Source organism: Nocardioides sp. NPDC059952 (assembly GCF_042730435.1).
Lineage (GTDB): Bacteria > Actinomycetota > Actinomycetes > Propionibacteriales > Nocardioidaceae > Nocardioides.
The window spans coordinates 38373-64852 of record NZ_JBHWLY010000033.1 but is presented as its reverse complement, the minus strand read 5'-3'; the positions used below and the strand labels follow the sequence as shown (position 1 = coordinate 64852).

Here is a 26480-nt window from a genome sequence, read left to right as displayed (position 1 = left end):
GCGGCCGATGGCACCATCTCCTTCCTCGAGGTCAACACCCGCCTCCAGGTCGAACACTGCGTCTCCGAGGAAGTCACCGGCCTCGACCTGGTCCGTGAGATGTTCCGCATCGCGGCCGGCGAAGAGCTCGGCTACGACGACCCCGAGGTCCGCGGCCACTCCATCGAATACCGCATCAACGCCGAGGACGGCGGCAACAACTTCATGCCAGCGCCGGGCACCCTGACCGAATGGGCACCGCCCGCCGGTCCCGGGGTGCGCCTGGACGGGGGCTATGAGAAGGGCGAGACCATCCCGGGCGCCTTCGACTCCCTCATCGCCAAGCTCATCATCACCGGCTCCTCCCGCGAACACGCCCTGGAACGCTCACGTCGGGCGCTGGAGGAGTTCAAGGTCGACGGGATGCCCACCGCCATCCCCTTCCACCAGGCCGTCGTCAACGACCCCGCCTACACCGCCGCGGGCGGCTCGTTCGATGTCTACACGACCTGGATCGAAACCGACTTCGACAACCAGATCACCCCCTACGCCGGTGCCACCGGCGAGGCGGCCGAGGAGACCGAGCGGCAGACCGTCGTGGTCGAGGTCGGCGGCAAACGCCTCTCGGTGTCCCTGCCCGCCGGGCTCGGCGGCCTCTCCACCGGTGGCGGCGCCACCGCGGCGAAGAAGCCGAAGCGGTCGGCGAAGAAGGCCGGCGCAGCCGCCTCGGGCGACTCGGTCACCTCCCCGATGCAGGGCACCATCGTCAAGATCGCCGTCGAAGAAGGCCAAGAGGTCACCGAGGGCGATGTCGTCGTGGTCATCGAAGCGATGAAGATGGAACAGCCCCTCAAGGCCCACAAGAGCGGCACCATCACCGGGCTGAACGCCACCGTCGGCGAGACCGTCGCCAACGGCGCGGTCATCGCCGAGATCAAGTAGCCGAAGGGATCCGAGATGACACCAGCGCCTGCGACTCTCCCCAGGCCCCAGTCACGTGGCAACGTGGGCATGCAGTGGCTCGTGACAGCGCCGCAGACACAGCCCCGGCACTCTCGCCACCGACTGCCCTGGGGGACCGTCCACATCCGAAGGAACGGATCCCAACGAACTGCCTGCGGAGAGCCGACGGCGCTCTGGTTCACCTTCTGGGAGCTTCCCGTCGACATGACGTCTCCAGAGACGTGCCGGTCCTGCGCCCAGCATGCGGCCGGCGATCACCGGGCGGGGGGAGGCCTCTGATGCGGATCATCATCATGGGCCCGCCGGGCGCGGGCAAGGGCACCCAGGCCAAGCACATCGCCCAGCACCACGGCATCCCGGCCATCTCCACCGGCGACATCTTCCGCACCAACGTATCGCTGGCCACTCCGCTCGGCCTGGAGGCCAAGCGGTATCTGGACGCCGGCGAGTACGTCCCGGACGAGATCACCAACAACATGGTTCGCGACCGGATCGGCGAGCCCGATGCGGCCGGCGGATTCCTGCTCGACGGCTATCCCCGCACGCTCGCCCAGGTCGAGGAGCTCGATGGGATGATCGAGTCCACCGGCCACGAGCTCGATGCCGTCATCAGCCTCGTCGTCGACGAGGACGAGGTCGTCACGCGCCTGCTGCAGCGTGCCCGGATCGAGGGCCGCGCCGATGACACCGAGGACATCATCCGTCGCCGCCAGGAGATTTATCTCGAGCAGACCGCGCCGCTGATCGGCGCCTATCGCGAGCGCGGCCTCATCGTCGAGGTCGACGGCCTCGGCGAGGTCGACGAGGTCACCAAGCGGATTCTCAGCGCCTGCGACTCTTCCGCAGACGCCGTCTGCTGACCCGCGAACGGCGACAGCGGTTGTTGCACACCGGGCCCATACCGGGCCCGGTGTGCAACAACCGCTGAATCGCGTGGCGCGGGTTGAGCGACCAGGCAGAGTGGTTCGTAGCACTTGGCGTACCCGACCCTCCGACAGGAGACGTGAGATGGACACGACCACCGCGATCGCCCGCTTCGACGAGGTCCGAGCGGACACCGAACGCCTCGCAGCACCTCTCTCCCCCGAGGACCAGACGGTCCAGTCGATGCCGGATGCCTCCCCCACCAAATGGCATCGCGCGCACGTGACCTGGTTCTTCGAGACCTTCGTGCTGGCGGAGAACGAGCCCGGCTTCGCACCGTTCCAGGACAAGTACTGGTTTCTCTTCAACAGCTACTACGAGCAGGTCGGGCCGAGGTACGCGCGGCCGATGCGCGGCGTGATCAGCCGCCCCGGGGCGTACGAGGTCGGCGACTACCGGCGCAACGTCGACGACCGGGTCCGGGACCTGCTCGACCGGGTGGACGAGGGCACCTTCGCCAAGCTCGCCCCGACCATCGAGCTCGGCTTCCACCACGAGCAGCAGCACCAGGAGCTGCTGCTGATGGACATCAAGCACGTGCTGTCGCTCAACCCGCTGCAGCCGACCTACGCCGGTCTTCCGGCCGCAGGTGACGGGACCGACCGGCTGGGCTGGGTGGACGTCGACGGCGGCCTGGTCGAGATCGGGTCCGAGGGCGGTGGGTTCTGCTTCGACAACGAGCTGCCACGGCACCAGCAGTGGCTGGAGCCGTACCGGCTCGCGGACCGGTTGATCACCAACGGCGAGTGGCTGGAGTTCATCGCCGACGGTGGCTACCGGCGCCCCGAGCTGTGGCTCTCGGACGGGTGGGCGCGGGTCACCGCCGAGGGCTGGGAGGCGCCCTTCTACTGGCGCCAGGCCGACGGGGAGTGGTTCGAGCACACCCTGCACGGCACGTCACCGCTCGACCCGGGCCTGCCGGTCTGCCACCTGAGCCACTACGAGGCCGACGCGTACGCCACCTGGGCCGGCAAGCGCCTCCCGACCGAGGCCGAGTGGGAGCACGCCGCCCGGACCTACGAGGTGGCCGGCAACCTCGCCGACCGGGACAGCTTCCACCCGCGCGCCGCCGGTCCCGCGACCGGCGGTCTGCGACAGCTCTTCGGGGACTGCTGGGAGTGGACCTCCTCGGCCTATCTGCCCTACCCGGGGTTCCACCCTGCCGCCGGCGCGATCGGTGAGTACAACGGAAAGTTCATGTCGAGCCAGATGGTGCTCCGCGGCGGCTGCGCGCTCACCCCGCCGGGACATACCCGAGCCTCATACCGCAACTTCTTCCCGCCCGGTGCACGCTGGCCCGTCACCGGGCTCCGGCTCGCCGACGACGGGCGTCGTGCGTGACCTGGTCGGCTGCCGTCACGTGTGCCCATCGCGGCATCCTCGGACCGCCCCGGACGCATGTCGACTGGGCCTGTGATCACGACGACTGCCCCGCTCCGCTGCGAATCGGTCCCTGGACCGCCGCGGTCAGCGGCACCATCGACGACTCGTGGAGCCTCATCCTCGACAAGGCGCAGCAGGAGCGCCTGCCGATCGGCTCCGCCGTGGTCCAGATCGCCAACGAGATGGCGGTCGGCGGCTTCTCGGTCCTCCTCAGCGACGGGGAGGACCTCGCCCTGCTGACCGGCAACGAGGGCAGCCACCTGGCCGAGCCGGCGTCGTGGGAGTACGTCGTCAGCAACCGTCCGCTCCCAGGCGCTCCGTCCACCTCGATCCCGCCGCGCACCATCGGAGTCCTCAGCCCGTGCGGGCCCACCTGGTGGCGGCTCGACACACCTCGTCACAACTCGAAGGAGAACCCCGCGTGACCCTCGACAGCAACGACCAGGCCAGCACGAGCACACCAGCCAGCGGCAGGCTCACCACCCTGCTGACCGCCGAGGATCTGCGCCGGAGCCTTGCGGAGGACGCCCGCACCGGCCTGAGCGCATCGCCGAAGTGGCTCCCGCCGAAGTACTTCTACGACCAGCGCGGCTCGGAGCTGTTCGAGGAGATCACCCGGCTGCCCGAGTACTACCCGACCCGCACCGAGCGGGCGCTGCTGACCGAGCACGCGCAAGCGATCGCCGAGGCCGCCGACGCCGAGGTGCTGCTCGAGCTCGGATCCGGTTCCTCGGAGAAGACCCGGCTCCTGCTCGACGCGCTGACGCAGACCGGCCGGCTGACGACGTACGTCCCCGTCGATGTCAGCGCCAGCGCGCTCACCCAGGCGATGGACGCGCTCGCCGAGGAGCGGCCGGGGCTCGCGCTGCACGGTGTCGTCGCCGACTTCGACCAGCATCTCGGGCAGCTGCCGAGGCCGGGACGCCGGCTGATCGCACTGCTCGGCAGCACGCTGGGCAACTACGACCGCCCGGGACGCGAACGGTTCCTGGGATCGGTCGCCGCCGCCATGGAGCCCGGGGAAGGTCTGCTGCTCGGGCTGGACCTGGCCAAGGACCCCGGGAAGCTGGTCGCCGCCTACGACGACTCCGCCGGCGTGACCGCCGAGTTCAACCTCAACGCGCTGCGCGTTCTCAACCAGAGCCTGGGCGCCGACTTCGACCTCGACGCATTCCGGCACCTGGCACGTTGGAACACCGACGAGGAGCGGATCGAGATGCGACTCGTCGCGCAGGACTCCGCCCGCGTGGAGCTGAGCGAGCTCGAGCTCGTCATCAAGTTCGACGAAGGCGAAGAGCTTCTCACCGAGCTGTCCTGCAAGTTCCGCCGAAGCATCGCCGCACTCGAGCTCGCCGCGGCGGGCTTCAGCGACCTTCGCTGGTGGACCGATCCGGAGGAGGCGTACGCGCTGGTGCTGGCCAGGCGCTGAGATCGGCTCAGCTCACGGCGCTTCGTCGTCGAGCAACGGCTGCAGCTGCGCCTGGATGGCGGCGGGCGTGGCCGAGGTGCGGAGCACGACGACGGCCGAGGACGGCCCGACGCCCGAGGGCTGATAGCGCTCGAGGGCCACCCGCATCGCCTGGTCGAACTCGCTCTCCGGGTCGGAGGTCTGGTCCCGGAGCCAGCGTCGGAGCACGAAGTTGTGCGCCGTCACGAGGTCGGCGGCCAGCAGGTCGGCGCGCAGCTGTCCGTCGGGCAGGTCGGACATCCACTCCCGAAGCCAACGCGCGAACAGCCGCTGGTACTGCTGGATCCCACCCGTCTCACGGGCACGAAGGGCGGGCACCGAGCCGACCAGGCGGTAGCGCGCTCGCGCCAGCTCGCCCTCGTCCAGGTAGTGCCGCAGCACGACCCGCGTGGCCTCGCTCAGCGCGAGCGCTCGCGTTGCCGGGGTCGCGGCGGCCAGACGCTGGTCGATGCGACCGAGCAGCTGGTCGTGCTCGGGAAAGATCACGTCGTCCTTGGACCCGAACGCGCGGAAGAAGGTCGTACGCCCCACGCCGGCACGACGCGCGATGTCCTCGGCGGTCGTCGCATCGAAGCCACGTTCCTCGAACAGCTCGAACGCCGCGGCGACCAGGCGGTCCTTCGTCGTCGCCGATCGAGGCTTCTCGCTCATGCCCTGAAACGTACTTGATGGTACGAGGTTCCGTCTATAAGGTACTGAGTACCAACTACTGGAGGCTGCACATGATTGGGTTCAACCACATCGGCGTCGTCGGCGCGGGACTGATGGGCGCCGGCATCGCCGAGGTCGCCGCGCGCGCCGGCAAGGACGTCGTCCTCATCGACGCCAACCCCGCGGCCGCCGAGGCCGGCCACGAGCGTCTGCGGGCCTCCCTCGAGCGGGCCGAGCAGGGCGGCAAGATCACCCGGGCCACCGAGGTGCTGGAGCGCATCACCCTCAGCAGCGACCTCGAAGCGCTCGCCGACCGTGACCTGGTCATCGAGGCGATCGTCGAGGACGAAGCCGCCAAGACCGCGCTGTTCAACCGGCTCGACGCCATCGTGACCGACCCCGAGGCGGTGCTGGCCTCCAACACCTCCTCCATCCCGATCATGAAGCTCGCCGTCGCCACCGAGCGGCCGGCGCAGGTGATCGGCCTGCACTTCTTCAACCCGGTCCCCGTGCTCTCCCTGGTCGAGCTGGTGCCCAGCCTGCTGACCGCGCCGGAGACCGCCGACCGCGTGCGTGGGTTCGTCGAGAAGGACCTCGGCAAGCACCCCATCGACTCCCAGGACCGGGCCGGCTTCGTGGTCAACGCGCTGCTGATCCCGTTCGTGCTCTCCGCGATCCGGATGCTGGAGTCCGGGTTCGCGACCGCCGAGGACATCGACCAGGGCCTCGTACGCGGCGCGGCCCACCCGCAGGGACCGCTGGCGCTCGCGGACCTGATCGGGCTGGACACGACCAAGGCCGTGGCCGAGTCGCTCTACGAGGAGTTCAAGGAGCCGCTCTACGCCCCGCCGCCGCTCCTCGCGCGGATGGTCGACGCCGGTCTGCTGGGCCGCAAGACCGGCCGCGGCTTCTACCACTACTGATCCATCAAGGAGCCATCATGACCGACGACTTTCCCTACCTCGAGCTCGCCGACCACCACCTCGACCTGCGCGAGGCCGTGCGCGCGATCGCGGCCAACAAGATCGCCCCCTACGCCGCCGACGTCGACGCCAACAGCAGATTCCCCACCGAGGCCTACGACACTCTCGTCGCCTCCGGGTTCCACGCGGCGCACGTGCCCGAGGCGTACGGCGGTGAAGGCGCCGACGCCCTGGCCACCTGCATCATCATCGAGGAGATCGCCCGCGTGTGCGCCTCCTCCTCACTGATCCCCGCGGTCAACAAGCTCGGCAGCCTCCCACTGATCCTCGCGGGTTCCGAGGACCTCAAGCAGCGCTACCTCCAGCCTCTCGCCGCAGGCACCTCGGCGTTCTCCTACGCCCTCTCCGAGCGCGAGGCCGGCTCCGACACCGCCTCCATGAAGACCCGCGCCGTCCTCGACGGCGACAACTGGGTGCTGAGCGGCCAGAAGTCCTGGATCAGCAACGCCGGGATCTCCGACTACTACACCGTCCTGGCCGTCACCGACCCCGGCGGTCGGCGCGGATCCAATATCAGCGCCTTCGTCGTGGAGAAGAGCGACGAGGGGTTCACCATCGCCGCCCCCGAGAAGAAGCTCGGCATCAAGGGGTCCCCCACCTGCGAGCTGAACTTCGACGCCGTCTACCTGCCCGGCGACCGGATCATCGGCGAACCCGGCACCGGCCTCCAGCTCGCCCTGCGCACCCTGGACCACACCCGCATCACCATCGCCGCCCAAGCCATCGGCATCGCCCAGGGCGCCCTCGACCACGCGCTGGCCTACGTCCAGGAACGCCAGCAGTTCGGCAAGCGCATCGCCGACTTCCAGGGGATCCAGTTCATGCTCGCCGACATGGCGATGAAGCTCGAGGCCGCCCGCCAGCTCGTCTACGTCGCCGCAGCCAAGTCCGAGCGACACACCGGCGACCTGTCCTTCTTCGGAGCAGCCGCCAAGTGCTTCGCCAGCGACACCGCCATGGAGATCACCGTCGACGCCGTCCAGCTCCTCGGCGGAGCCGGCTACACCCAGGACTTCCCCCTCGAACGCATGATGCGCGATGCCAAGATCACCCAGATCTACGAAGGCACCAACCAGATCCAGCGCGTCGTGATGGCGCGCCAGCTGCTCGGAAGCCGGTAGCGGCGAGGCGGTTCAACTCGCCCAGCAGTCCTCCCACGTCTCGTACGTCGGGTCCTCGGCGTACGTCGTGGACCAGCGGGCTTCCTCGACCGTGCCGTAGTAGGTCGTCGGCTGGGTGGGCGGCGTGGGCGCCGGGTCCACCTGGACCGTGACGTTCATACAGGCGCCGGTGACGGCTCCGAGCAGAACCACGGGGGCGAGAGCTCGTACGCCGTGCCACGTCGCTGCTGTTCTCATGCTCACTCCTCAAACGGTAGGTCCGTGCGCCGCCCGGCGGGAGGCACTCTCAGGGCACCTCAATCGCTCAGCCGAGCAGCGGGTCACCTTCTGGTGGCGCGTCGGTGCGCCCGGCCGAACGGTTCATGGCGTGGTCGGGAAGCCAGAGCACGAAGGTGCTCCCGGAGGAGCCGTGGCTGACCAGGACGAGCCGGCCCTCGTGGCTCTCGGCGATCTGGCGGGCGATGGAGAGGCCGAGGCCCGAGCCGTCGGCGACCGCGTCGTCGCCGGAGGTACCGTTCCCCCGGTAGAACCGGTCGAAGACGCGTTCCTGGTTCGCCTCGTCGATCCCCGGACCCTCGTCGGCGACCGCGGCCCAGGCCCAGCCGTCGCGGCTGCCCATGCCGACCGTGAGGGTGGAGCCGGCCGGAGCGAGCCTGACCGCGTTGGACAGGAGGTTGGCCATCACGCGCTGCAGTGCGTCGGGGTCGCCGACGACGACCGGTCCGCCATGGCTGCGCTCGACCACGCCGAGACCGCGTGCCTCCGCCGGCAGCCGGTACTCCCGAACCGCCGCGGTGACGGCGCCGGCCAGATCGACCTGGCGGTCGGTGAAGGCCTCCGAGCGGCTGCGGGCGATGGCCAGCAGGTCCTCGAGGAGGCGCCGCATCCGGCGGGTGGCCTGGAGCACGACGAGGCTGGCCTCGCGCCGTTCGGGCACGGTGGAGCGGTCGTTGGCGAGGACGGCCTCGACGTTGGTGTGGATCAGGGAGACCGGGTTGCGCAGCTCGTGGGAGACGTCCTCGACGAACCTGCGCTGGTCGGAGAACGCCCGGTCGAGGCGGGCGAGCATGGAGTCGATGGTGTCGGCGAGCGTACGCAGCTCGTCGTGCGGTCCGGTCGCACCGATGCGCCGGGTGAGGTCGGAGGCGTTGATCTCCTGGGCGGTGCGGGTGATCGCGCCGACCGGGCGCAGCGCGCGCCCGGCCACCCACCAGCCGATGGCCAGGCTCAGCACGAACATCACGACCAGGGCGATGATCGAGTAGTTGCGCAGCGTCTGGAGCGAGGCGTAGTTGACCGCCTCCTGAACATCGGCGAAGTCCGCGGCCTGGAACTCCTGCCCCGGCTTGTAGACGATGTGGCCGTCCTGGGTCTCGAACTTCTTGACCGTCACCGGGTCCAGCGGCGCGGCGCTGATGCTGCTGGAGAGCGCCAGGTAGACCCCGGCGAGGAGCAGTGCGGTCACCCCGAACAGGAGCGCGGAGTACGTCAGGGTCAGCCGCACCCGCACGGTTCGCAGCCACCGGGGCGCCCTCGACCACCGGCCCGAGCGCTCACTCATGCGGTCGCGCCCCGGTCCAGCTCGGGCAGGTCACGGAGGCGGTAGCCGCGGCCGACGACGGTCTCGAGGGCCGGAGCCTCCTCGCCGACGGTGAGCTTGCGGCGCAGGGTGCCGACGGTCACCCGCACGGTCTGGGTGAACGGGTCGGCGTTCTCGTCCCACACATGCTCCAGGAGCTCCTCGGCCGAGACGATGTAGGCGGGCCTGGTCATCAGGTAGCGCAGGACGGAGAACTCCTTGAGGGTCAGGCCGAGCTCACGGTCGCCTCGCCGGGCCAGCTGACGGGCGGTGTCGAGCCGGATCGGTCCGTGCGTCAGCACGGCGGTGCCGTCGCTGCTGGGCCGGCGCAGCAGCGCACGCAGCCGCGCGGTCAGCTCGGCCAGCTCGAACGGCTTGGTGAGATAGTCGTCGGCCCCCACGTCGAGGCCGCGGACCCGGTCGTCGAGGCGGTTACGAGCGGTGAGCATCAGGATTCGCGGGGCCTCCTCCCCGGGAACCTCCACCTCCCCCGTACGCAGCGCCGCGGCGACCTCGAAGCCGCTGCCGTCGGGCAGATTGATGTCCAGGACGACGAGGTCGTAGGCGTTCACGCCGAGCTTCTCCAGCGCGTCGGTGACCGAGCCGGCCCCGTCGACGGCGTACCCCTCCCGCTGGAGCGCGACCTTCAGCGCGCTGACCAGGCCCGCCTGGTCCTCGACGATCAAGACCCTCACGCTCAAGAACGGTAGCGCGTGGCCACGCCCGCGCCCATGCGTACGAGGTAATCGCTCGGTATCGGTTCCGTCGCGCGCTTTCGGATCGCTTTCGGTGCTGTTTCCGCTGGTTTTCGGCCCCTTTCGATGTGATCAGTCCGCAGCAGGACCATCCATCCAGGACTCAGCCATCCAGGGGGCCCACATGTGGGAGCCAGAGCACAAGCAGCCGATCCAGCCGGACATCGGGACCAGCGCCGTCCTCGAGCGCGTGCTGTTCGAGGTCAAGCGCGTCGTCGTGGGCCAGGACCTGATGATCGAGCGGATGCTGGTCGGGCTGCTCGCCCGCGGCCATGTGCTGCTCGAGGGCGTGCCGGGCGTCGCGAAGACCCTGGCGGTGCGGACCTTGGCCGACGTCGTCGGAGGCTCGTTCGCCCGGCTCCAGTTCACCCCGGACCTGATGCCCTCCGACATCGTGGGCACCCGGGTCTGGCGTCCCTCGGCGGAGCAGTTCGACACCGAGCTGGGACCGGTCTTCGCCAACCTCGTCCTCGCCGACGAGATCAACCGGGCACCGGCCAAGGTGCAGTCCGCGCTGCTGGAGGCGATGGCCGAGCGGCAGGTCAGCATCGGCGGCACCAGCCATCGCCTGCCCGACCCGTTCCTCGTCCTCGCGACCCAGAACCCGATCGAGAACGACGGTGTCTATCGGCTGCCCGAGGCCCAGCGCGACCGGTTCCTGCTGAAGGTCGACGTCGGCCATGTCGACGAGCTCGAGGAGATGACCATCATCCAGCGGATGGGCACACGGCCGCCGCACGCCGAGCAGATCCTCGACGCCACCGCCCTGCGGCACCTCCAGTCACGAGCGGACCAGGTCTTCGTCCATCACACCGTCGCGCAGTACGCCGTCAAGCTCGTCATGGCGACGCGGACGCCGCACGCCTACGGCCTGCACAACCTCGAGGGTCTGCTGGCCTACGGCGTCAGCGCCCGCGGCAGCCTCGGCCTCGTCACCGCAGGTCGTGCCCTGGCACTGCTGCGCGGGCGCGACTACGTGCTGCCTGCCGATGTCGCCGACCTGGCCGGCGACATCCTCGCCCACCGGCTGGTGCTCACCTTCGACGCCGAGGCCGACGGGGTCGACCCGCGCGCCGTCGTGGACGCCGTCCTCGCCGTCGTCCCACAACCGCGGGCGACGCCGAGCGACGACGACGTCGAGACCGCCGAGTCGGGTGCCGATGCGGAGCTGGCCTCGTGAACCAGGCACGGCGTACGCCCGAGAGTGCGTTTCGGAGGCTGGACCTCACCGTCCAGCGCCGCGTGAGCGGGCTGCTCCAGGGCGAGACGGCCGGGCTGCGGATCGGACCGGGCAGCGACGCCGAGGAGCTGGTCCCCTACTCCCCCGGTCACGACGTACGCCGCATCGACTGGAACGCCACCGCCCGCCTGGGCGACCCGCACGTCTGGCTCACCCAGGCCGAGCACGAGCTCGAGACCTGGGTCCTGGTCGACCGCAGCCCCAGCATGGCCTTCGGGACCGCGCTCGCCGAGAAGGTAGAGGTCGCCGAGGCGACCGTCTCCGCGATCGGCATCGTGGCCGACGGCCCCGGCAACCGCGTCGGGCTCGGGATCCTCGATGCCGACGGCGTACGTTGGCGCCCGCCCACCACGGGTCGCCGGGTCGCCCGCCGCCTGCTGACCACGGAGCCACCCTCGCCGCGCACGGCCGAGGCGGCCGGCGCCGGCTTCGCGACAGCACTGGTCGAGCTCGCCCGGCGCGCCCGGATCCCGGGACTGCGGGTGATCGTCTCCGACCTCCTGCCCACGGACGGGACCTGGGAACGGCCCTTCGACTGGGAGCCGGCGCTGCGGCGGCTCACCGCGCGCCACGACGTGATCGTCGTCGAGATCGTGGACCCTCGCGAGGTCGACCTGCCCGCCGTCGGCCACGTCACGATCCTCGACCCGGAGAGCAACCGCCAGCACGAGGCCGACACCTCCGACCCGCGCCTGCGTGCCGCGTACGCCGAGGCGATGAGGTCGCTGCGCGAGCACAACGCCGAGGCCGTCCGGGTCGCCGGCGCGGACCACCTGCGGGTCTCGACCGATGACGACTGGGCGCGCCTGCTCATCCGCATGCTGCGCCGCCGGGCACGCCACCCCCGGCCGGCCCGCTCACGCTCGGCCACCCACTGATCGGAAGGAGCTTCGATGAGACTCACCCAGCCCCTGTTCCTGCTCGCGCTGATCCCGATCGCCGTGCTCGCCGTCGGCTATCTGGTGATGCAGCGCCGCCGGATCAGGTACGCCCTCCGGTTCGCCACCGCGCCCATGCTCGAGCGCCTCGTCCCCCACCGCCCCCGCTGGCGCCGCCACCTGGCCGCCGGGCTGGTCGTCGGTGCCCTGGCACTGCTGGCGGTGGCCACCACCCAGCCCCAGGTCCGGGCGCAGGTGCCGTACGAACGCGCCACGATCCTGGTCGCGATCGACACGTCCGCCTCGATGACGGCCGAGGACATGCCGCCCAACCGCCTCGAGGCCGCCAAGGCAGCCGCTGTCGACTTCGTCGAGCAGCTGCCACCGCGCTACAACGTCGGGCTCGTCGGCTTCTCCAGCAACGCCCGTGTCGTCTCCAGCCCGACCACCGACCACGCCCTGGTCGCCCGCAGCATCGAGGGTCTGGGCCCGCCCGACGGCGGCACCGCCATCGGTGAGACCGTCTACTCCTCGATCAACGGCCTGCGGCAGGTCCTGGACGAGGCCGAGGAGTCCACCGACGAGGACGGGTCGCCGGCCCACCTCGTGCTCCTCTCCGACGGCGGCAACTCCGCCGGTCGCAACCCCGCAGCCGCGGCCGAGGCCGCTCGTGAGGCGGGGTTGCCGGTCTCGACGATCGCCTACGGGACCGAGGGCTCCAGCGCCACTCTCCCCGGAGGGCAGTCCGTCGAGGTCCGCGAGGACACGCTGCGCGACCTCGCCGAGACCACCGGCGGCCAGTTCTACCGCGCTTCCAGCGCCGACGAGCTGCGCGAGGTCTACGACGACATCGGCACCCTCGTCGGGTACCACGTCGAATACCGCGAGATCACCGTCTGGGTCGTCACCGGCGCCATGATCCTCGCCTTCGTCGCCGCCGCGCTCTCCCTGCGCTGGTTCGCTCGGCTCATCTAGTCACCTTCGAAGTCCAGGACAGGAAGGCACTCTCATGAACGACACCGCAGCCCCCGGGCCCGGCCTCGGCCGCCCCACCGGTCCCCAACGGTGGACGATCTCGGCGCCACCACCTCGTGCCCTCCGTCCGCTCCAGCCCGCACCACCACCCCCGATCCGACCAGTCGCACCCGCGCCGGCACCACCGACCGCGCCGAGCCCGATTCCCCTGTCGGCGCCCCCTCCGGCACGACGTGTGGTGCGTGACCGCTACGGCAGGGTGCGGCTGGTCGCCCCACCACGCGCGGCCGATGCGCCCCCTCCACAGGGCCGGCCGAACGGCACTCCCCCGGAGCCGCCTGCCGCCCTGGCCAGGCGACCAGGACGTACGCGCACCATCACCCTCATCCTGGCCGCGGCCGTCGTCGCGGGTGCCGCGACCAGCGGCGCGATCACCCTCCTCGCCCCTGACCGCGAGCCCACCGCAGGCACCATCGCCGCCCCGGCCCCAGCGCCCTCGGGAGGGGCACCGACCAACGCCACCGAGGCCGCCGCCCAGCGCATCCTGCCCAGCGTCGTGCAGGTCCGCGCCGGACGCGGCACCGGCTCCGGAGTCGCCATCGACGGCGTCGGCCACGTGGTCACCAACGCCCACGTCGTCCAGGGCTCCGACTCGGTGGACCTGGTGCTGGCCGACGGCAGCACGACCTCGGGCCGCGTCATCGGCAGCGACGAGCGCAACGACATCGCGGTGATCGCGACCGACCCCAGTGCCGTACGCGCCGCCACCATCGGTCAGAGCGGCAACCTCCGGATCGGGCAGCCCGTGATCGCCGTCGGCTCGCCGCTCGGCCTCAACGGCACCGTGACCTCCGGCATCGTCAGCTCCCCACACCGCTCCTCCGGATCGAGGCCCGAGATGATCCAGACCGACGCCGCCATCAACCCCGGCAACTCCGGCGGCCCCTTGGTCGACCTCCACGGCCGTGTCGTCGGGATCAACACCTCGATCGCCACCCTCGGCGGCCCCAGCGGCAACATCGGCATCGGCTTCGCCGTCCCCATCGACCGCGTGCGCACCGTCGCCCAGACCCTGATCAGCCAGGGCTGAGCGCGGCGGCGGACGGCTGACCCGACCCGCCGGTCATCTCAGCCACACCCGATCGTCGATCACCGCGGCCAGCTCGTCGGTGCGCTGGTCGCTCCATCCCGGCGGCGGCAGGATCTCCGCCCACGCGTACACCGGTGCGGTGCCGAACTGGTGGCCCTGCCCGACGGGCACCGAGTTGGCGGAGAACTGGTCGACACCCAGCTGCAGCATCGTCACCCCGGGGATCCAGCGTACGTTCGGGGAGACGCCGCGGCCGCGTTCCTCCTCCAGCCAGTCGGGGCGCTCCACCGCCAACCCTGGCGACCACCAGGTGATCGGGTCGTTGGCGTGCTGGAGATACCCGATCCGGGTGCCGTCCCAGGCTCCCGGCAGGTCCCACTCGTCGGGCCGGTCGGCGAAGCGTACGATCTCGCCGCCGTCCACGATCGGCAGCACCGCAGGGGTGCCCGGCTCGCGTTCCTCGGTGAACCGGCTCCAGAGCCGGTTGTCGGCGGTCGGGCCCACGAACAGGGCGCCGTCGGTGCGGGTCGCGAGGTCTTGGGCCCCGCTGAAGGCGGCCTCGCCGCCGAAGCTGCCCAGGCTCTCCCCGCTCACCACCAGCAGCGGACGGTCGGCCTCGGGGATCTCCAGCCAGCGCCCGTAGACGGCGTCGAAGAGCGCCAGACCGGCGTCCTGCGAACGCTGCCGGTCCAGGACGAAGGACATCCAGCTCGGGAGGTAGGAGTACTGCAGGCTGACCGTCGCCGTGTCGCCACCCCACATGAACTCCAGCGCCTGGGCCTGGTTCTCGTTGATCCAGCCCCTACCGGTGCCGGTCGCCACGTTGATCACCGCGCGGTCGAAGCCGCCGAGCGCGTCGAGCTCGGCCACCGCGGCCTGCGCCTCCTCGCGGATGTGGACGCCTTCGTGGCCGGCCCCGATGTAGGCACGCACCGGCTGCAGAGCAGGCTCCTGGGTGAAGTCGCCGATCTCCGCGGCGGTCGGCGCGCTCGCGATGAAGACCCGTCCCTGGCGGCCCAGCTCCTCCCACTCCTGGGCCGAGGCCGGGCCGGCCGTGAGCTCGGGCGTCTCGGGCGGGGGTACGTCGGTGCTGAACTCCTCGTTGATCGTGGCGAAGCTCGAGTCGAGTGCTCCCAGCAGCCGGTTGCCACCCACTCCGATGGCCAGCTCGTAGATCAGGATCGCGACGATCAGGCCGCCGATCACGCTCGAGGCGGCAGCGGGAAGGAAGCGGCCGACGAACCGGCCGATCGAGCCGCCCAGGGCCCTGATCCCGCGCGAGACTCCGAGCAGCAGCACGAACAGCACCGCGGTGAACAGCACGGTGAGCACCAGGTGCCACACGCCCACCCGGTCGACCCCGACCAGGTCGCGTACCTGATTCTCCCAGCGCAACGACAGCCCCAGCACGATCAGGGTGCCGATGCCGGCGACGCCGGCGAGAACCCGCCATGCGACAACCCGTGCCCGGCCGGCCAACCGGCCACCGCAGCTGCGGACCAGCCATCCGGCCAACGCGCCGGCGCCGTAGCCGGCCAACATGCACAGCGCGGTGAGCAGCGCCTGGAAGAGCGCGGTCCGCGGCATCAACGACGGGGTCAGCGACGCCCAGAGGAGCACCACCGTGCCGGCCGTCGCCGCGAACGACGCTCGCAGCTGCCCTCGCAGCTGCCCTCGCAGCACGTCGACCGCATCACTTCGCGGGATGGACCATCGCGTCGACCGCGACGGTCACGGCCAGGATGAGCGCAGGATCCTCGCCGGGTGCGACCTCGACACCGTAGGTGTCCCGGACACGGAACCACTTCTTGGACACCTCGGCGATCTTGCGTCCGTCGGCTTCGATGTCGTACTCGTGGTCGACGATGTTGCCCTGGACCGTCCAGTCCTCGCCGTGCTCGCGGTCGACCTTCCACCGATCGCGCAGGGGCGAGACGAGCGCCTTGTGCACGAGCGCCAGCTTTTCGCCGTCGGCGTCCTCGATCGCCATCGAGTCCCGGATGTGCAGGACTCTGGTCTGGATGCGACAGATCTTGTTGCCGTGGGCGTCCTCGAGATCGAACGTGTCCCGCAGCCGCAGCGCCTTGCCGTCGACACGGAAGACGCGGTCGCCGTCCTCGTTCTCGATCCAGTAGTCGTCACCGATCGAGATCATCTTCTGGCGCATCTGGAAGCGGTTGGCGCTCCCGCCTCGCCCGAAGGCCTCGCGTTCCTCTTGGCGCTTCTCGCGTCGGTCTCGAAAGCCCATCGTCGTCTCCCCCTTCACAGGACCCTCCCAGCGTCGTCGCAGACGATCCGGGGCGGATCACACGTTACGGGTGAGGTGGACGGATCGGGATCGGACATCAGATCGGGGGCATGAGTTCTGACGCGGCCACCACCGAGGCACCCGCTGCAGCGAAGATGAGTCTCCCCACCCTGACCGCGATGGTCGTGGGTGGGATGGTCGGCGCGGGCGTCTTCTCGCTGCCGGCCCGGTTCGGTGTCGCCACCGGCATCCTCGGCTCGCTGATCGCCTGGGCGATCGCGGGCGCCGGGATGCTCATGCTGGCGTTCGTCTTCCAGAGCCTCGCGATCCGCAAGCCCGAGCTCGACTCCGGGGTCTTCATCTACGCCAAGGCCGGCTTCGGCGACTACGCAGGCTTCAACTCCGCGATCGGCTTCTGGGCCAGCTCCATTGCCGGCAACACCTTCTACTGGGTCTTCATCGGCGCCACCATCGGCGCGTTCTTCGACAGCTTCGGAGATGGCGACACCGTGCTCGCGGTCGCACTCTCGACCGTGGGGGTGTGGCTCTTCCACTACCTGATCGCGCGCGGTGTCCGCGACGCCGCGGTGATCAACCGGATCGTCACGGTCTTCAAGGTCTTGCCGATCCTGGTGTTCATCGTGGTGCTCTTCATCTCCTTCGACGCCGGCGTCTTCGCCGACAACTGGGTCGCCACCGGCTACGGCGATCTCGGCAGCCTCGACGAGCAGATCCGCAACACCATGCTGATCACCACCTTCGTCTTCATCGGTATCGAGGGCGCCAGTGTCTACTCCCGCTACGCCAAGAAGCGTGAGGACGTCGGGAAGGCGACCGTGCTGGGCTTCCTCAGCGTGCTGTCGATCTTCGCGCTCGTCACCCTCTCCAGCTACTCCGTCGTCCCCCAGCCCGAGCTGGCCGACACCCGGCAGCCGTCGATGGTCGGCGTCTTCGAGTCGGTGGTCGGCGACTGGGGCGAGGTGTTCATCAGCATCGCGGTGATCGTGTCGGTCCTGGGTGCCTACCTCGCCTGGACGCTGATGGCCGCGGAGGTCATGTACATCCCGGCTCGCGCCGACGACATGCCCTCCTTCCTGGGACAGGAGAACCGGAACGGCACCCCGATCGCCGCGCTCGTGGTGACCTCGCTGGGCGTCCAGGGGCTCCTCGCCCTCACCCTGTTCGTCAACGACGCGCTCAACTTCATGCTCGATCTCGCCACGAGCCTGGCGATCCTGCCCTACCTGCTGGCCGCCGCGTACGCGCTCAAGCTCGGCATCACCGGCGAGGCGTACGAAGGAGTGCCGGCACGCGTACGTCGCAAGGAGACGATCGTGGCCGGCATCGCGACGGCCTACACGATCTTCCTCTTCGACGCTGCCGGGCTGAAGTTCGTGCTGCTGATGACGCTGATCCTCGCACCGGCGTCGCTGCTGTACATCAAGGCCCGCAGCGAGCATGGCCGCAGGATCTTCAGTCCCACCGAGATCGCGTTGTTCGGCGCGATCCTCGTCGGAGCGGCGCTCGGCGTCTACGGCCTGTCGACGGGCTGGATCTCCCTCTGATCTCCATCCTCAACCGAAAGGCATCTCATGTCAGAGCAGAAGTCCGCGTACGGCGTCCACTCCGAGGTCGGCAGGCTCCGGAAGGTGCTCGTCTGCGCACCCGGCCTGGCCCACCGCCGGCTCACCCCCAGCAACAACGACGAGCTGCTCTTCGACGACGTGATGTGGGTCGAGAACGCCCAGCGCGACCACGCCGACTTCGTGAACAAGCTGACCCAGCGCGGTGTCGAGGTCGTCGAGCTGCACGACCTGCTGGCCCAGACCCTCGCCGTCGCCGGTGCCAAGGACTGGATCCTCGATCGCAAGATCGTGCCGAACCAGGTCGGCCTCGGGCTGGTCGAGGACACCCGCACCTACCTCGAGTCGGTCTCGGACCGGCAGCTGGCGGAGTTCCTCATCGGCGGTCTCGCGACCAACGACCTGCCCGGCGACTTCCGCTCCGACTACCTCAGCCTGGCGCGGGAGTCGACCGGTGCCCGGGAGTATCTGATGCCCCCGCTGCCGAACACGCTCTACACCCGGGACACGACCTGCTGGCTGTACGGCGGGCTCACCATGAACCCGCTCTACTGGCCGGCCCGCAAGGACGAGACTCTCCTCTACAAGGCGATCTACCAGCACCATCCCGACTACGTCGGTTCGACCGTGTGGTGGGGCGACCCCGAGCAGGAGTGGGGGCAGGCCAGCTTCGAGGGCGGCGACGTGATGCCGGTCGGCAACGGGGTGGTGCTCGTCGGCATGAGCGAGCGCACCTCACGCCAGGCGATCACCCAGGTCGCCAAGGCCCTCTTCGAGCAGGGAGCCGCGGAGAAGGTGATCGTCGCCGGGATGCCGAAGCTGCGAGCCGCCATGCACCTGGACACGGTCTTCACCTTCGTCGACCGCGACATCGTCACGCTCTATCCGACGATCATGGACGCGGTGCACACCTTCACCCTGGTGCCCTCCGACACATCACCCGGGGTCGAGGTGATCGACCACGGCGACGCGGCCTTCGTCGAGATCGTGGCGCAGGCCCTCGGGCTGTCCGCGATCCAGGTGATCGACACCGGCGGGGACGTCTACCAGTCCGAGCGACAGCAGTGGGACAGCGGCAACAACGCGGTCGCGCTCGAGCCCGGCGTGGTGTTCACCTACGACCGCAACACGCTCACCAACACGCTGCTGCGCAAGGCCGGGGTCGAGGTCATCACCATCGTGGGCGCCGAGCTCGGCCGGGGCCGCGGTGGCGGGCACTGTATGACCTGCCCGATCAGCCGAGACCCTGTGGACTTCTGAGCCGTCGCGGCCACGCAGTGAGCACTCTGGAGGGCCCCGACGTCAGCGACGCCCGTCCCGGACGTCGCGCCTGGATCACACGCATCGTCCTGCTGGTGGTGGCAGCGCTCAGCACCGTCACCGTCGTACGCCTGGTCGGGCGGGTCGACTGGGACGCGGCCCGGGACGCGCTGACGCACCTCAGCTGGTGGCATGCCATCGTGCTTCTCGCGGTCGTGCTGGTTCGTCAGGTCCTGCTGGCGATGCCACTGAGGTTCTTCATCCGCGGCGTGACGTTCTACCGGGCCACCATCAACGACCTCGGCGCGACGCTGATGGGACTCATCGCGCCACCACCGAGCGACATCGCGCTGCGGGTCGCGATGTTCAAGTCGTGGGGGGTCAGCCCCGCCAAGGGCCTCGCCGGGACGGTGATGAACTCGCTGACGTTCTACATCGCGAGGTTCTCGGGTCCGCTCCTCGGATTCATCCTGCTGCTGGCCGTCGGCGAGGCCCCGTCGTTCCGGTGGCTCGAGCTGCTCAGCATCGCGGTCGCGGCCGCCATCCTCGTGACCGTCCTGATGGTCGTACGCAGCGACCCGCTCGCGCGCACAGTCGGAACCCGCGCCGGGCGGATCGTGCGCCGGTTCCGGAGATCGGTCGACCCCGATCGCTGGGCGGATGCCTGCCAGAGCTTCCGCGCCGACATCGCCGAGCGGTTCCACAGCGGGTTTCCCCTGGCGGTGCTCTCGCAGGTCGGCATGATGGTCGTCGACCTCGCCGCGCTCGTTCTGTGCCTGCGCTTCGTCGGGGTCACGGCAGACGAGGTGGGCGTCGTCTGGATCGCGATCGCCTACCTGTTCGCCTTCCCGTTCACCGTGTTCCCCCTCTGGGGGATCGGCATCGTCGACGCCCTCATTCTCGCCGCCCTGGTCGAAGCCGGCGGTCTCCAGGTCGAGGCGGCGGCCGTGGCCGGGCTGATCGTGTGGCGGGTGTTCACCGTGGGCGTGCCGGTGCTGCTCGGCGCACTCGCGGTCGCGGTGTGGCGCCGTGAGGTCGCGGGGCGAAGCCCGGGCCTGACGCCCCGACCCGGCGAATCGGAGTGACGCGCAGGTGGCATGCTGTCGGTCTCGTCGACCGGTCCGGACGGGGTGCGGCCCCCGGCCCGTTCGGCTCCCACTCCGGCGGCCACCACGAGCCCGATCCCGAGGACGGCGATGAGGTTGGGCGCCTGGTCGAGGGCGAAGAACCCGATCACCAGCGCGATCGCCGGCTCGAGCGCCATGAGGGTCCCGAAGGCACCGGCGGTGAGACGTCGCAGCGCCATCATCTCCAGGGCGAAGGGCACCACCGGCACCAGCAGTGCCAGACCGAGGCCGGCCAGCACAAGCTCGGGCGTGAGCTTTCCGACGATGCCCGGTCCGACCACGAAGGTGGCGACCAGGGCCGCGACCGGCATGGAGATCGCGAGTCCACCGATGCCGCTGACCGCGTCGCCGACGCGCTGGGTGAGCAGGATGTAGCACGCCCAGCAGACGGCCGCACTCAGGGCGAACGCCACACCGACCGGATCGACGGCGCCGTCCCAGGGCTGGGTCAGGCACACCACACCGCCGGCGGCCACGAGCGCCCAGGCCCGCGCGATGCCGCGGCTGCGGAGGACAGCCACCCCGAGCGGCCCCAGAAACTCCAGAGCGGCGGCCGTGCCGAGTGGGAGCCGGGTCAACGCGGCCATGAACAGCAGGGTCAGGCCGGAGGTGACCACGCCGAGAGCGACACCGGCCAGCAGCGTCTCGCGCCTGAACGACGAGAGCCGCGGCCGGACGAGGACGAGAAGCACCAGACCTGCCCAGAACAGGCGCAGCCAGGCGACACCCGCCGGACCGAGCTGATCGATCAGCCCCACCGATGCGGCGAGCCCGAGCTGGACGCAGAGCATGGCCGCGATCGCCATCGAGGAGCCGGTGCGGGCGGAGGATGCGGGGCGGACAGCCGGTCTGAACATGAGGCCCAGTTGACCTCATCCCATCTGTTCGTGTCCACGTGACATTGCTGGACATTATGTTCGATGATCCGCAACGATAGACAGATGGACGTACGCAGGCTCCGGATGCTGCTCGAGCTCTCTCGCCTCGGCTCGATGCATGAGGTCGCCGCCGAGATCGGCACCACCACCTCAACCGTGTCCCAAGCCATCGCAGCCCTCTCCCGCGACGTCGGCACTGCGCTCATCGAGCCTGATGGCCGACGCGTACGCCTCACCCCCGCGGGCCATCGCCTGGCCGAACATGCCGTCACCATCCTGGCGGCGGTCGATGCGGCGCGTCTGGACCTGGATCCTGACGCGGAGCCGATCGGCGTGGTCCGGGTGGCCGGGTTCGCCACCGCGATCCGACGCTCCCTCCTGCCGGTGATCGACGACCTCCGGAACACTCATCCCGGCATCGAGGTCCGGGTCCGTGAGCACGAGCCGCCGGAGGCGCTGGCTCTGCTGGCACGCGACGACGTCGACCTCGCCCTCGTCTACGACTACAACCTCGCCCCGGAGCCGTGGCGCAGCGACCACGACACCATCGCGCTGTGGGAGGTCGAATGGGGCCTGGGAATGCCGGCGCACGAGCCGCGCGCCCCACTCGCGGCCTTCGCCGACCGAGACTGGATCGTGAACTCGCGTCACACCGCCGACGAGGAGGTGCTGCGTACCCTGGCCTCGATGGCGGGATTCACGCCGCGAGTCGTCCACCGGGTCGACGCCCTGGAACTCGTCGACGACCTCATCCTCGCAGGTCACGGGCTCGCGTTGCTGCCGCGAGGGCGCACCTCCCGTCGTGGAGTCACCGTTCGGCCGTTGACCGACCCGACGGTCCGGCTGCGCGGCTATGCCGCGACGCGCCGCGGCCGAGACCGATGGCCACCTCTACGGGCGCTCCTGAACCGGCTGCCCCAGGTCTGACCCGCGCGCAAATACCGCCCCGCGTATCAGAGCCTGCCGTCGCCGCTCCTCGAAGGTGAGGCTTCGGTCGTCGTTCCGGAAGGTCCGGAACCCGAGGCCCACAGGGGGAATCAACATGAACAACGAAGATCTGTTCATGGCACAGTCAGAAGCGGTGCCCGAAGAGCTCACGGCCGTGGCCGCGTCGAAGGCATCGGCCGAGGAGGGCCTGCTCGGCAGGGACAACGTGGTCGGCGTCGGGGTCGGCCTCAAGATCAAGGGCGGCGAGCAGACCGAGACGCCGAGCGTGATGGTGCTGGTCAGCCAGAAGATGCCGACCGACCTGGTCAGCCGCGCGAACACCATCCCGAAGACGGTCGACGGCAAGCCGACCGACGTCCTCGAGGTCGGGAACCTGTTCGCCGGCGACACCAAGCTCATGGAGACCCAGGAGGTCGACGCCCAGACCCTCGCGACCCGGATCCGTCCGGCCCGCCCGGGGTTCAGCGTCGGGCACTTCAAGATCACCGCGGGGACGATCGGCGCGGGGGCGTACGACCTGAGCCCCGTCCCGGGGATCCCGCCGCGCTACTACATCCTGAGCAACAACCACGTGCTCGCCAACTCCAACAACGCCAACATCGGCGACCCGATCCTGCAGCCCGGGCCGTTCGACGGCGGAACGGCGCCGGCGGACGTGATCGGCCGGCTGGCCAGATTCGTGCCGATCAGGTTCGACGGCTCGTGCAACAGCGTGGACGCCGCGGTGGCGGAGGTGCCCTTCCACCTCATCGACCGCGACGTCTACTGGAACGGCTACCCGGCCACCGCGGCCAAGGCCGCAACCGTCGGGATGCTCCTCAAGAAGTCCGGTCGCACCACGAACTTCACCACCGGCCGGGTCACCGCCATCGCGGCGACGGTGAACGTCAACTACGGCGGCGGCAGGGTCGCGAAGTTCTGCAACCAGATCATCACGACCAACATGTCGGCCGGAGGCGACTCCGGCTCGATGGTGCTCGACCTGCAGAACAACCCGGTCGGGCTGCTATTCGCGGGATCGAGCGTGGCGACGATCCTGAACCCGATCGCGCTGGTCCAGCTCGCCCTTCAAGTGCGCGTCTGGCCGTGATCGGCTGAGGACCCGGAGATGCCTCAGTCCTCGGTCCTGAAGGCGTCTCCGGTCTCCACCTTCACCGGTAGGCCCTCGCACTCCTGGGGCAGAGACCTCACCGCCGCCGAGGCCGGGTCGAGGGCGTAGACCACCACCGCTGGTCCCCCATCCTCGGCGGCACCGATCGCGACACCGGCGATGCCCTCCCCGATCCACTTCTCGGCAACCTTGAGCGCTCGCCGGGATCGCTCATCGAGGGATGGGATCTCGGCGTACAGGTCGTCGTCCGCGTTCATGCCGCCGCCTCCGTTGGGCAGGTCAAAGAATACGGATGCGGCGGCCTGAAGCTTGTTGTCGCTCGCTGGCGCTCGCTCATACCCCCAGGCTACGCCGGGCACCCACAGACCACGACCACGCTTGCCAGCCGACTCATGGGCCGGCCACTTCGCCGTCCAGACTGAGCGCGCTGCTGTCTCTCCGTAGCTCCTCGCGCGAGCGGAGTCCGAGCTTGCGCAGCGCGTGCGACATGTGGGTCTCGACGGTGCGGGGCGAGAGGAACAGCTCGGCGGCGATCTCGCGGTTCGTACGCCCTGCGGCGGCGAGCAGCGCGATCTCCCGTTCCCGGTCGGAGAGGTCCGTGCCGTGTGCCCGGCGCCCGCCTCGCCACGGGTAGGGAACGGCCACCCCGTGGCGACGCATGAGCTGGGTGACCCGGGCGATGTCACGCTTGGCGTCCAGTCCGCCGTAGGTGCGCAGCGCGCCTTCGAGGAGCGCCGGGCCGGAGTCCGCTGCCTGCGCACACCGCCAGTCGCCGAGCCGCTCCTCGACCTGTGCCGCGACGTAGACGAGTCCCGCGGCCGCCGCGGTGTGGCGCGCGGAGGCCAGCAGCCGTTCGACGGCCGCCGCCTCCCCGTCCGCCTGGGCGACCAGCGCCTCGCAGGTCCGCACCGCGGTGAGCGCGGCCGGAGCGTCGGCGTCACCGAGATGGCGAGCCAGGTCGGTCACCTCGGCTCGGACCTCGGCCACCGTCCCGATCGCGACGGCCGCATCGACCAGGCAGAGCATCGGGGCGGCGGCCCAGGCATGGAGGCCCTTGCGACCGGCCTGGTCGACCGCAGCCCGCGCCTGGGCGAGGCTTCCGTGGGCGTCTCCGGTGGAGAGCAGGAGCCGCGACAGCGCGGTCTGGGCGGGGATGAGCGGCCAGACCGAACCGACCCGCTCGCACTCGGCGATCACCCCGGCCAACTGCTCGCGCGCGTCGGTCCCGGTCGCGGTCGCGGTCAGCACGAGCCCGTGCAGGAGGCGGGCGTCCAGAGAGGCTGCCCCGAAGCCGAGCCCCGGCGTGGCGAGGTCCCGTACGCGGTCAGCCAGCCCGTCCCAGCGGCCGCTCTCGTAGTCGGCCATCGCGCTGACCAGGGCATAGACCTCGATGACCCGCTCGAACCCGGCCGCCTCGGCGACGGCGCGGCCCTCGGCGACGAGCTCGTCGGCGCGTCGCAGGTGACCGCTGTGGAGCGCCCCTTGGGCCCAGTTCACCGCGGCCCGGGCGTGCTCACGGGGGTGGGCGATCAGCACGCCGTCGCGGCGTACGGCATCGATCAGGTCCCAGGCCTCCGGTCGTCCCTGCTCCAGGAGGAGCGAGCCGCGGGTGATCAGCACCGAGAGCCCGACGTCGGCCGCTCCGGCGCGCTCGGCCGCCGCCTCGGCCTGCTCGCAGCGCTCGAGATGGGTGGCGATCGACACGTCGACCACGGTCTCGGGCACCGCCAGGACGGCGAGGGCCCGCGCCTGGAGGTCGGGGCGTCCGTCGAGGTCGGGGACGGCGCGCTCGATCGCACGGAAGCCGTCGCGCGCATGTCCCTGCTGTCGCTGGAGCCGGCCGAGCGCGAACCGGAGCTCGCCACGGGCCAGCGGCGGCAGATCCTGCTCGTCGAGCAGGCGGCCCAGGATCGGCATCGCCACCGCGTGGGCGAGGCCGTCGACCGCGGCCCGGCCGAGCTTGGTCGCCAGGCGTACCCGGGTCTCGGGCGGCAGGCTTTCCATGTCCGCCGTCGCCTGGCGCAGCAGGTCGGCGGCGACGGCGTCGTTGCCTCGCCGGATCGCCTCGTCCGCGGCGGCCTCGGCATGGCGCGCGAACTCCGCGGGGCGACCGGCCCGCTGGTAGTGGTGCGCGATCTGCGCCGATCGGGGCGCCCCCTCGGACTCCTCCAGGACCTGCGCGGTGCGCAGATGGAGCCAGCGGCGCGTCTGCGGCGGCACCTCGTCGTAGACCACCTGCTGGGCGAGGACGTGGCGGAACCTGCCCCGCCCCTCGTGGTCGTGCAGCAGCCCGATGGCGTACGCAGCGTCGAGCGCCCGCGCGACCTTCCGCAGGTCGTGGCCGGTGACCTCGGCGATCAGCCCGGCATCGACGCTCAGATCGGCGACCGCGGCCGCACCCAGCACCTCGGCGGACAAGACGTCGAGCGCGGCCACGCGCTCGCGTACGACATCGCGTAGGGCGGTGGAGACCGAGAGCGCGGCGATCGCGTCGGGATGCCGCGGGATCTCGGCGGCGGGCTCACGTTCGAGCAGGGTGCGGAGCACCTCTTCCACGACGAACGGGACGCCACCGGTCACCTCGAAGAGCGCTGCGGCGGTCTCCTCGGGTACGTCGGTGGCCAGGATCGTCCGGGCGAGCTCGCCGACCGAGGCCGGCCCGAGCTCGCGCAGCGTGACCGTGCGCGCCGGCCCGGAGACCGCCCGGGCGAAGGCCTCCCGGACCAGCAGGGCACCGGCCTCGGGCCGGGTGGTGACGACGATCGAGAGGTCGGGCGGCTGATGCGCGGCGAGGAACGCGAGGAAGTCGACGGTGACGCGGTCGGCCCAGTGCAGGTCCTCCAGGACGAGCACGCCCGGGGCCAGGTGTCCGAGCAGCTCGGTCGCCGCCCGGAAGATGCGGTGCCGGGCCTCCTGCTGGTCGGTCAGCGGCTCGGGGGGTGGCGGGAGGCGGTCGGCGACCTCGGGGACCAGGGCACTCAGGGACCCGACCACCGGGCTCAGAGCCGACCTCTCGATCCGGTCGGCGTGACTGCGCAGCGCATCGACCACCGGGCCGAGCGGAAACGGGTCCAGGAGATGCTGGCAGTGACCCAGGAGGAACAGCCGGGCCGGATCAGCCTCGATGAGTTCACCGACGAGACGGCTCTTGCCGATCCCGGCTTCACCCTCGATGACCACGATGGCCGGAGCCGCATCGATCGCGGACCTGACCTGTGCCAGCTCGGCATCGCGGCCGACCAGGATCCGAGATGTGAGAGTGTCCTTCAAGCGTCCTCCCACTGGTCTGAGCAAACCTCAGTGTAGGACACGGATGTGTCCTCATCGTTACCACGC

24 protein-coding genes and 1 pseudogene are annotated in these 26480 nt (G+C 70.3%); 16 read left to right on the top strand and 9 right to left on the bottom strand.

Features of this window, described 5'->3' with window-relative positions:
* From ACFV9G_RS16550 to egtD, 5 genes are all read left to right on the top strand, one after another.
* On the top strand, positions 1–921 hold a 921-nt coding region (locus tag ACFV9G_RS16550; protein WP_378728581.1), incomplete at its 5' end, for a biotin/lipoyl-containing protein.
* Between the two features lie 299 nt (positions 922–1220).
* Positions 1221–1802 carry an adenylate kinase gene (locus ACFV9G_RS16545; RefSeq protein ID WP_378728580.1) on the top strand — a complete coding sequence of 194 codons (582 nt, stop codon included), beginning with the start codon at positions 1221–1223 and terminating at the stop codon, positions 1800–1802.
* 148 nt (positions 1803–1950) lie between these two features.
* The gene (gene egtB, locus ACFV9G_RS16540) at positions 1951–3207 is read left to right on the top strand and encodes an ergothioneine biosynthesis protein EgtB (RefSeq protein ID WP_378728579.1); all 1257 of its coding nucleotides are present in this window, start codon (positions 1951–1953) and stop codon (positions 3205–3207) included.
* Positions 3204–3674, top strand: a complete 471-nt coding sequence (locus ACFV9G_RS16535; RefSeq protein WP_378728578.1) for a hypothetical protein — start codon at positions 3204–3206, stop codon at positions 3672–3674. The genes egtB and ACFV9G_RS16535 overlap by 4 nt, the downstream gene beginning before the upstream one ends.
* On the top strand, positions 3671–4678 hold the full coding sequence (gene egtD / locus ACFV9G_RS16530) for an L-histidine N(alpha)-methyltransferase (protein WP_378728577.1): 1008 nt from the start codon (positions 3671–3673) through the stop codon (positions 4676–4678). Before ACFV9G_RS16535 ends, egtD begins: the two co-directional genes overlap by 4 nt.
* A 12-nt stretch (positions 4679–4690) precedes the next feature.
* On the opposite strand, the gene ACFV9G_RS16525 is transcribed toward egtD, so the two are convergent.
* Complete coding sequence (locus ACFV9G_RS16525) at positions 4691–5368, bottom strand: TetR family transcriptional regulator (RefSeq protein ID WP_378728576.1); 678 nt, start codon at positions 5366–5368, stop codon at positions 4691–4693.
* A gap of 71 nt (positions 5369–5439) precedes the next feature.
* On the opposite strand from ACFV9G_RS16525, the gene ACFV9G_RS16520 reads away from it, so the two are divergent.
* Positions 5440–6291, top strand: a complete 852-nt coding sequence (locus tag ACFV9G_RS16520) for a 3-hydroxybutyryl-CoA dehydrogenase (protein WP_378728575.1) — start codon at positions 5440–5442, stop codon at positions 6289–6291.
* 17 nt (positions 6292–6308) lie between these two features.
* Positions 6309–7472 (top strand): acyl-CoA dehydrogenase family protein, encoded by a 1164-nt coding sequence (locus ACFV9G_RS16515; protein WP_378728574.1) that lies wholly within the window; start codon positions 6309–6311, stop codon positions 7470–7472.
* Positions 7473–7484: 12 nt separating this feature from the next.
* Here ACFV9G_RS16515 and ACFV9G_RS16510 read toward each other — a convergent pair whose 3' ends face one another.
* From ACFV9G_RS16510 to ACFV9G_RS16500, 3 genes are all read right to left on the bottom strand, one after another.
* On the bottom strand, positions 7485–7709 hold the full coding sequence (locus ACFV9G_RS16510; protein WP_378728573.1) for a hypothetical protein: 225 nt from the start codon (positions 7707–7709) through the stop codon (positions 7485–7487).
* 67 nt (positions 7710–7776) lie between these two features.
* On the bottom strand, positions 7777–9033 hold the full coding sequence (locus ACFV9G_RS16505; protein ID WP_378728572.1) for a sensor histidine kinase: 1257 nt from the start codon (positions 9031–9033) through the stop codon (positions 7777–7779).
* Positions 9030–9746, bottom strand: a complete 717-nt coding sequence (locus tag ACFV9G_RS16500) for a response regulator transcription factor (RefSeq protein ID WP_378728571.1) — start codon at positions 9744–9746, stop codon at positions 9030–9032. Before ACFV9G_RS16500 ends, ACFV9G_RS16505 begins: the two co-directional genes overlap by 4 nt.
* A gap of 184 nt (positions 9747–9930) precedes the next feature.
* Here ACFV9G_RS16500 and ACFV9G_RS16495 point away from each other — a divergent pair, with 184 nt between their 5' ends.
* The 4 genes from ACFV9G_RS16495 to ACFV9G_RS16480 all read left to right on the top strand — a co-directional run bounded on the left by ACFV9G_RS16495 (position 9931) and on the right by ACFV9G_RS16480 (position 13989).
* Positions 9931–10986: an AAA family ATPase gene (locus ACFV9G_RS16495; RefSeq protein ID WP_378728570.1), complete on the top strand. Its 1056-nt coding sequence runs from the start codon at positions 9931–9933 to the stop codon at positions 10984–10986.
* A complete protein-coding gene (locus ACFV9G_RS16490) occupies positions 10983–11924 on the top strand; it encodes a DUF58 domain-containing protein (protein ID WP_378728569.1) in 942 nt (313 codons plus the stop codon). The genes ACFV9G_RS16495 and ACFV9G_RS16490 overlap by 4 nt, the downstream gene beginning before the upstream one ends.
* A 15-nt stretch (positions 11925–11939) precedes the next feature.
* The gene (locus ACFV9G_RS16485) at positions 11940–12899 is read left to right on the top strand and encodes a VWA domain-containing protein (RefSeq protein ID WP_378728568.1); all 960 of its coding nucleotides are present in this window, start codon (positions 11940–11942) and stop codon (positions 12897–12899) included.
* A gap of 238 nt (positions 12900–13137) precedes the next feature.
* Entirely contained in the window at positions 13138–13989 is an 852-nt protein-coding gene (locus ACFV9G_RS16480; protein WP_378728567.1) for a S1C family serine protease, read from the top strand.
* A 33-nt stretch (positions 13990–14022) separates the two neighbouring features.
* On the opposite strand, the gene ACFV9G_RS16475 is transcribed toward ACFV9G_RS16480, so the two are convergent.
* Both ACFV9G_RS16475 and ACFV9G_RS16470 read right to left on the bottom strand, forming a co-directional pair.
* Positions 14023–15672, bottom strand: a complete 1650-nt coding sequence (locus ACFV9G_RS16475; RefSeq protein WP_378728565.1) for an alpha/beta hydrolase — start codon at positions 15670–15672, stop codon at positions 14023–14025.
* A 10-nt stretch (positions 15673–15682) separates the two neighbouring features.
* Complete coding sequence (locus ACFV9G_RS16470) at positions 15683–16237, bottom strand: LURP-one-related/scramblase family protein (RefSeq protein WP_378728563.1); 555 nt, start codon at positions 16235–16237, stop codon at positions 15683–15685.
* 110 nt (positions 16238–16347) lie between these two features.
* Here ACFV9G_RS16470 and ACFV9G_RS16465 point away from each other — a divergent pair, with 110 nt between their 5' ends.
* Genes ACFV9G_RS16465 through ACFV9G_RS16455 form a run of 3 tightly spaced genes read left to right on the top strand, consistent with a single transcriptional unit; the run spans position 16348 to position 20165 of the window.
* Positions 16348–17802: a basic amino acid/polyamine antiporter gene (locus tag ACFV9G_RS16465; RefSeq protein ID WP_378728562.1), complete on the top strand. Its 1455-nt coding sequence runs from the start codon at positions 16348–16350 to the stop codon at positions 17800–17802.
* A 27-nt stretch (positions 17803–17829) separates the two neighbouring features.
* Positions 17830–19080: an arginine deiminase gene (locus ACFV9G_RS16460; protein ID WP_378728561.1), complete on the top strand. Its 1251-nt coding sequence runs from the start codon at positions 17830–17832 to the stop codon at positions 19078–19080.
* A 17-nt stretch (positions 19081–19097) separates the two neighbouring features.
* Positions 19098–20165: a lysylphosphatidylglycerol synthase domain-containing protein gene (locus tag ACFV9G_RS16455; RefSeq protein WP_378728560.1), complete on the top strand. Its 1068-nt coding sequence runs from the start codon at positions 19098–19100 to the stop codon at positions 20163–20165.
* Positions 20166–20254: 89 nt separating this feature from the next.
* On the opposite strand, the pseudogene ACFV9G_RS16450 reads toward ACFV9G_RS16455, so the two are convergent.
* Positions 20255–20794 (bottom strand): annotated as a pseudogene (locus ACFV9G_RS16450) (DMT family transporter); the annotation flags it as partial.
* Positions 20795–21127: 333 nt separating this feature from the next.
* Here ACFV9G_RS16450 and ACFV9G_RS16445 point away from each other — a divergent pair.
* Positions 21128–22012 (top strand): LysR family transcriptional regulator, encoded by an 885-nt coding sequence (locus ACFV9G_RS16445; protein WP_378728559.1) that lies wholly within the window; start codon positions 21128–21130, stop codon positions 22010–22012.
* A gap of 136 nt (positions 22013–22148) precedes the next feature.
* On the top strand, positions 22149–23123 hold the full coding sequence (locus ACFV9G_RS16440; RefSeq protein ID WP_378728558.1) for a serine protease: 975 nt from the start codon (positions 22149–22151) through the stop codon (positions 23121–23123).
* A gap of 23 nt (positions 23124–23146) precedes the next feature.
* On the opposite strand, the gene ACFV9G_RS16435 is transcribed toward ACFV9G_RS16440, so the two are convergent.
* Together ACFV9G_RS16435 and ACFV9G_RS16430 are read right to left on the bottom strand one after the other, a co-directional pair.
* A complete protein-coding gene (locus ACFV9G_RS16435; RefSeq protein WP_378728557.1) occupies positions 23147–23401 on the bottom strand; it encodes a hypothetical protein in 255 nt (84 codons plus the stop codon).
* Positions 23402–23534: 133 nt separating this feature from the next.
* On the bottom strand, positions 23535–26414 hold the full coding sequence (locus tag ACFV9G_RS16430; RefSeq protein ID WP_378728556.1) for an ATP-binding protein: 2880 nt from the start codon (positions 26412–26414) through the stop codon (positions 23535–23537).
* Positions 26415–26480: the final 66 nt, after the last annotated feature.

Coding starts and splice junctions, on each gene's coding strand:
- ACFV9G_RS16520 (WP_378728575.1), top strand. CDS start 5,440: ATGATTGGGTTCAACCACATCGGCGTCGTCGGCGCGGGACTGATGGGC.
- egtB (WP_378728579.1), top strand. CDS start 1,951: ATGGACACGACCACCGCGATCGCCCGCTTCGACGAGGTCCGAGCGGAC.
- ACFV9G_RS16505 (WP_378728572.1), bottom strand. CDS start 9,033: ATGAGTGAGCGCTCGGGCCGGTGGTCGAGGGCGCCCCGGTGGCTGCGA.
- ACFV9G_RS16440 (WP_378728558.1), top strand. CDS start 22,149: ATGGCACAGTCAGAAGCGGTGCCCGAAGAGCTCACGGCCGTGGCCGCG.
- ACFV9G_RS16435 (WP_378728557.1), bottom strand. CDS start 23,401: ATGAACGCGGACGACGACCTGTACGCCGAGATCCCATCCCTCGATGAG.
- ACFV9G_RS16470 (WP_378728563.1), bottom strand. CDS start 16,237: ATGGGCTTTCGAGACCGACGCGAGAAGCGCCAAGAGGAACGCGAGGCC.
- ACFV9G_RS16445 (WP_378728559.1), top strand. CDS start 21,128: ATGATCCGCAACGATAGACAGATGGACGTACGCAGGCTCCGGATGCTG.
- ACFV9G_RS16525 (WP_378728576.1), bottom strand. CDS start 5,368: ATGAGCGAGAAGCCTCGATCGGCGACGACGAAGGACCGCCTGGTCGCC.
- ACFV9G_RS16460 (WP_378728561.1), top strand. CDS start 17,830: ATGTCAGAGCAGAAGTCCGCGTACGGCGTCCACTCCGAGGTCGGCAGG.
- ACFV9G_RS16515 (WP_378728574.1), top strand. CDS start 6,309: ATGACCGACGACTTTCCCTACCTCGAGCTCGCCGACCACCACCTCGAC.
- ACFV9G_RS16465 (WP_378728562.1), top strand. CDS start 16,348: ATGAGTTCTGACGCGGCCACCACCGAGGCACCCGCTGCAGCGAAGATG.
- ACFV9G_RS16485 (WP_378728568.1), top strand. CDS start 11,940: ATGAGACTCACCCAGCCCCTGTTCCTGCTCGCGCTGATCCCGATCGCC.
- ACFV9G_RS16495 (WP_378728570.1), top strand. CDS start 9,931: ATGTGGGAGCCAGAGCACAAGCAGCCGATCCAGCCGGACATCGGGACC.
- ACFV9G_RS16510 (WP_378728573.1), bottom strand. CDS start 7,709: ATGAGAACAGCAGCGACGTGGCACGGCGTACGAGCTCTCGCCCCCGTG.
- ACFV9G_RS16545 (WP_378728580.1), top strand. CDS start 1,221: ATGCGGATCATCATCATGGGCCCGCCGGGCGCGGGCAAGGGCACCCAG.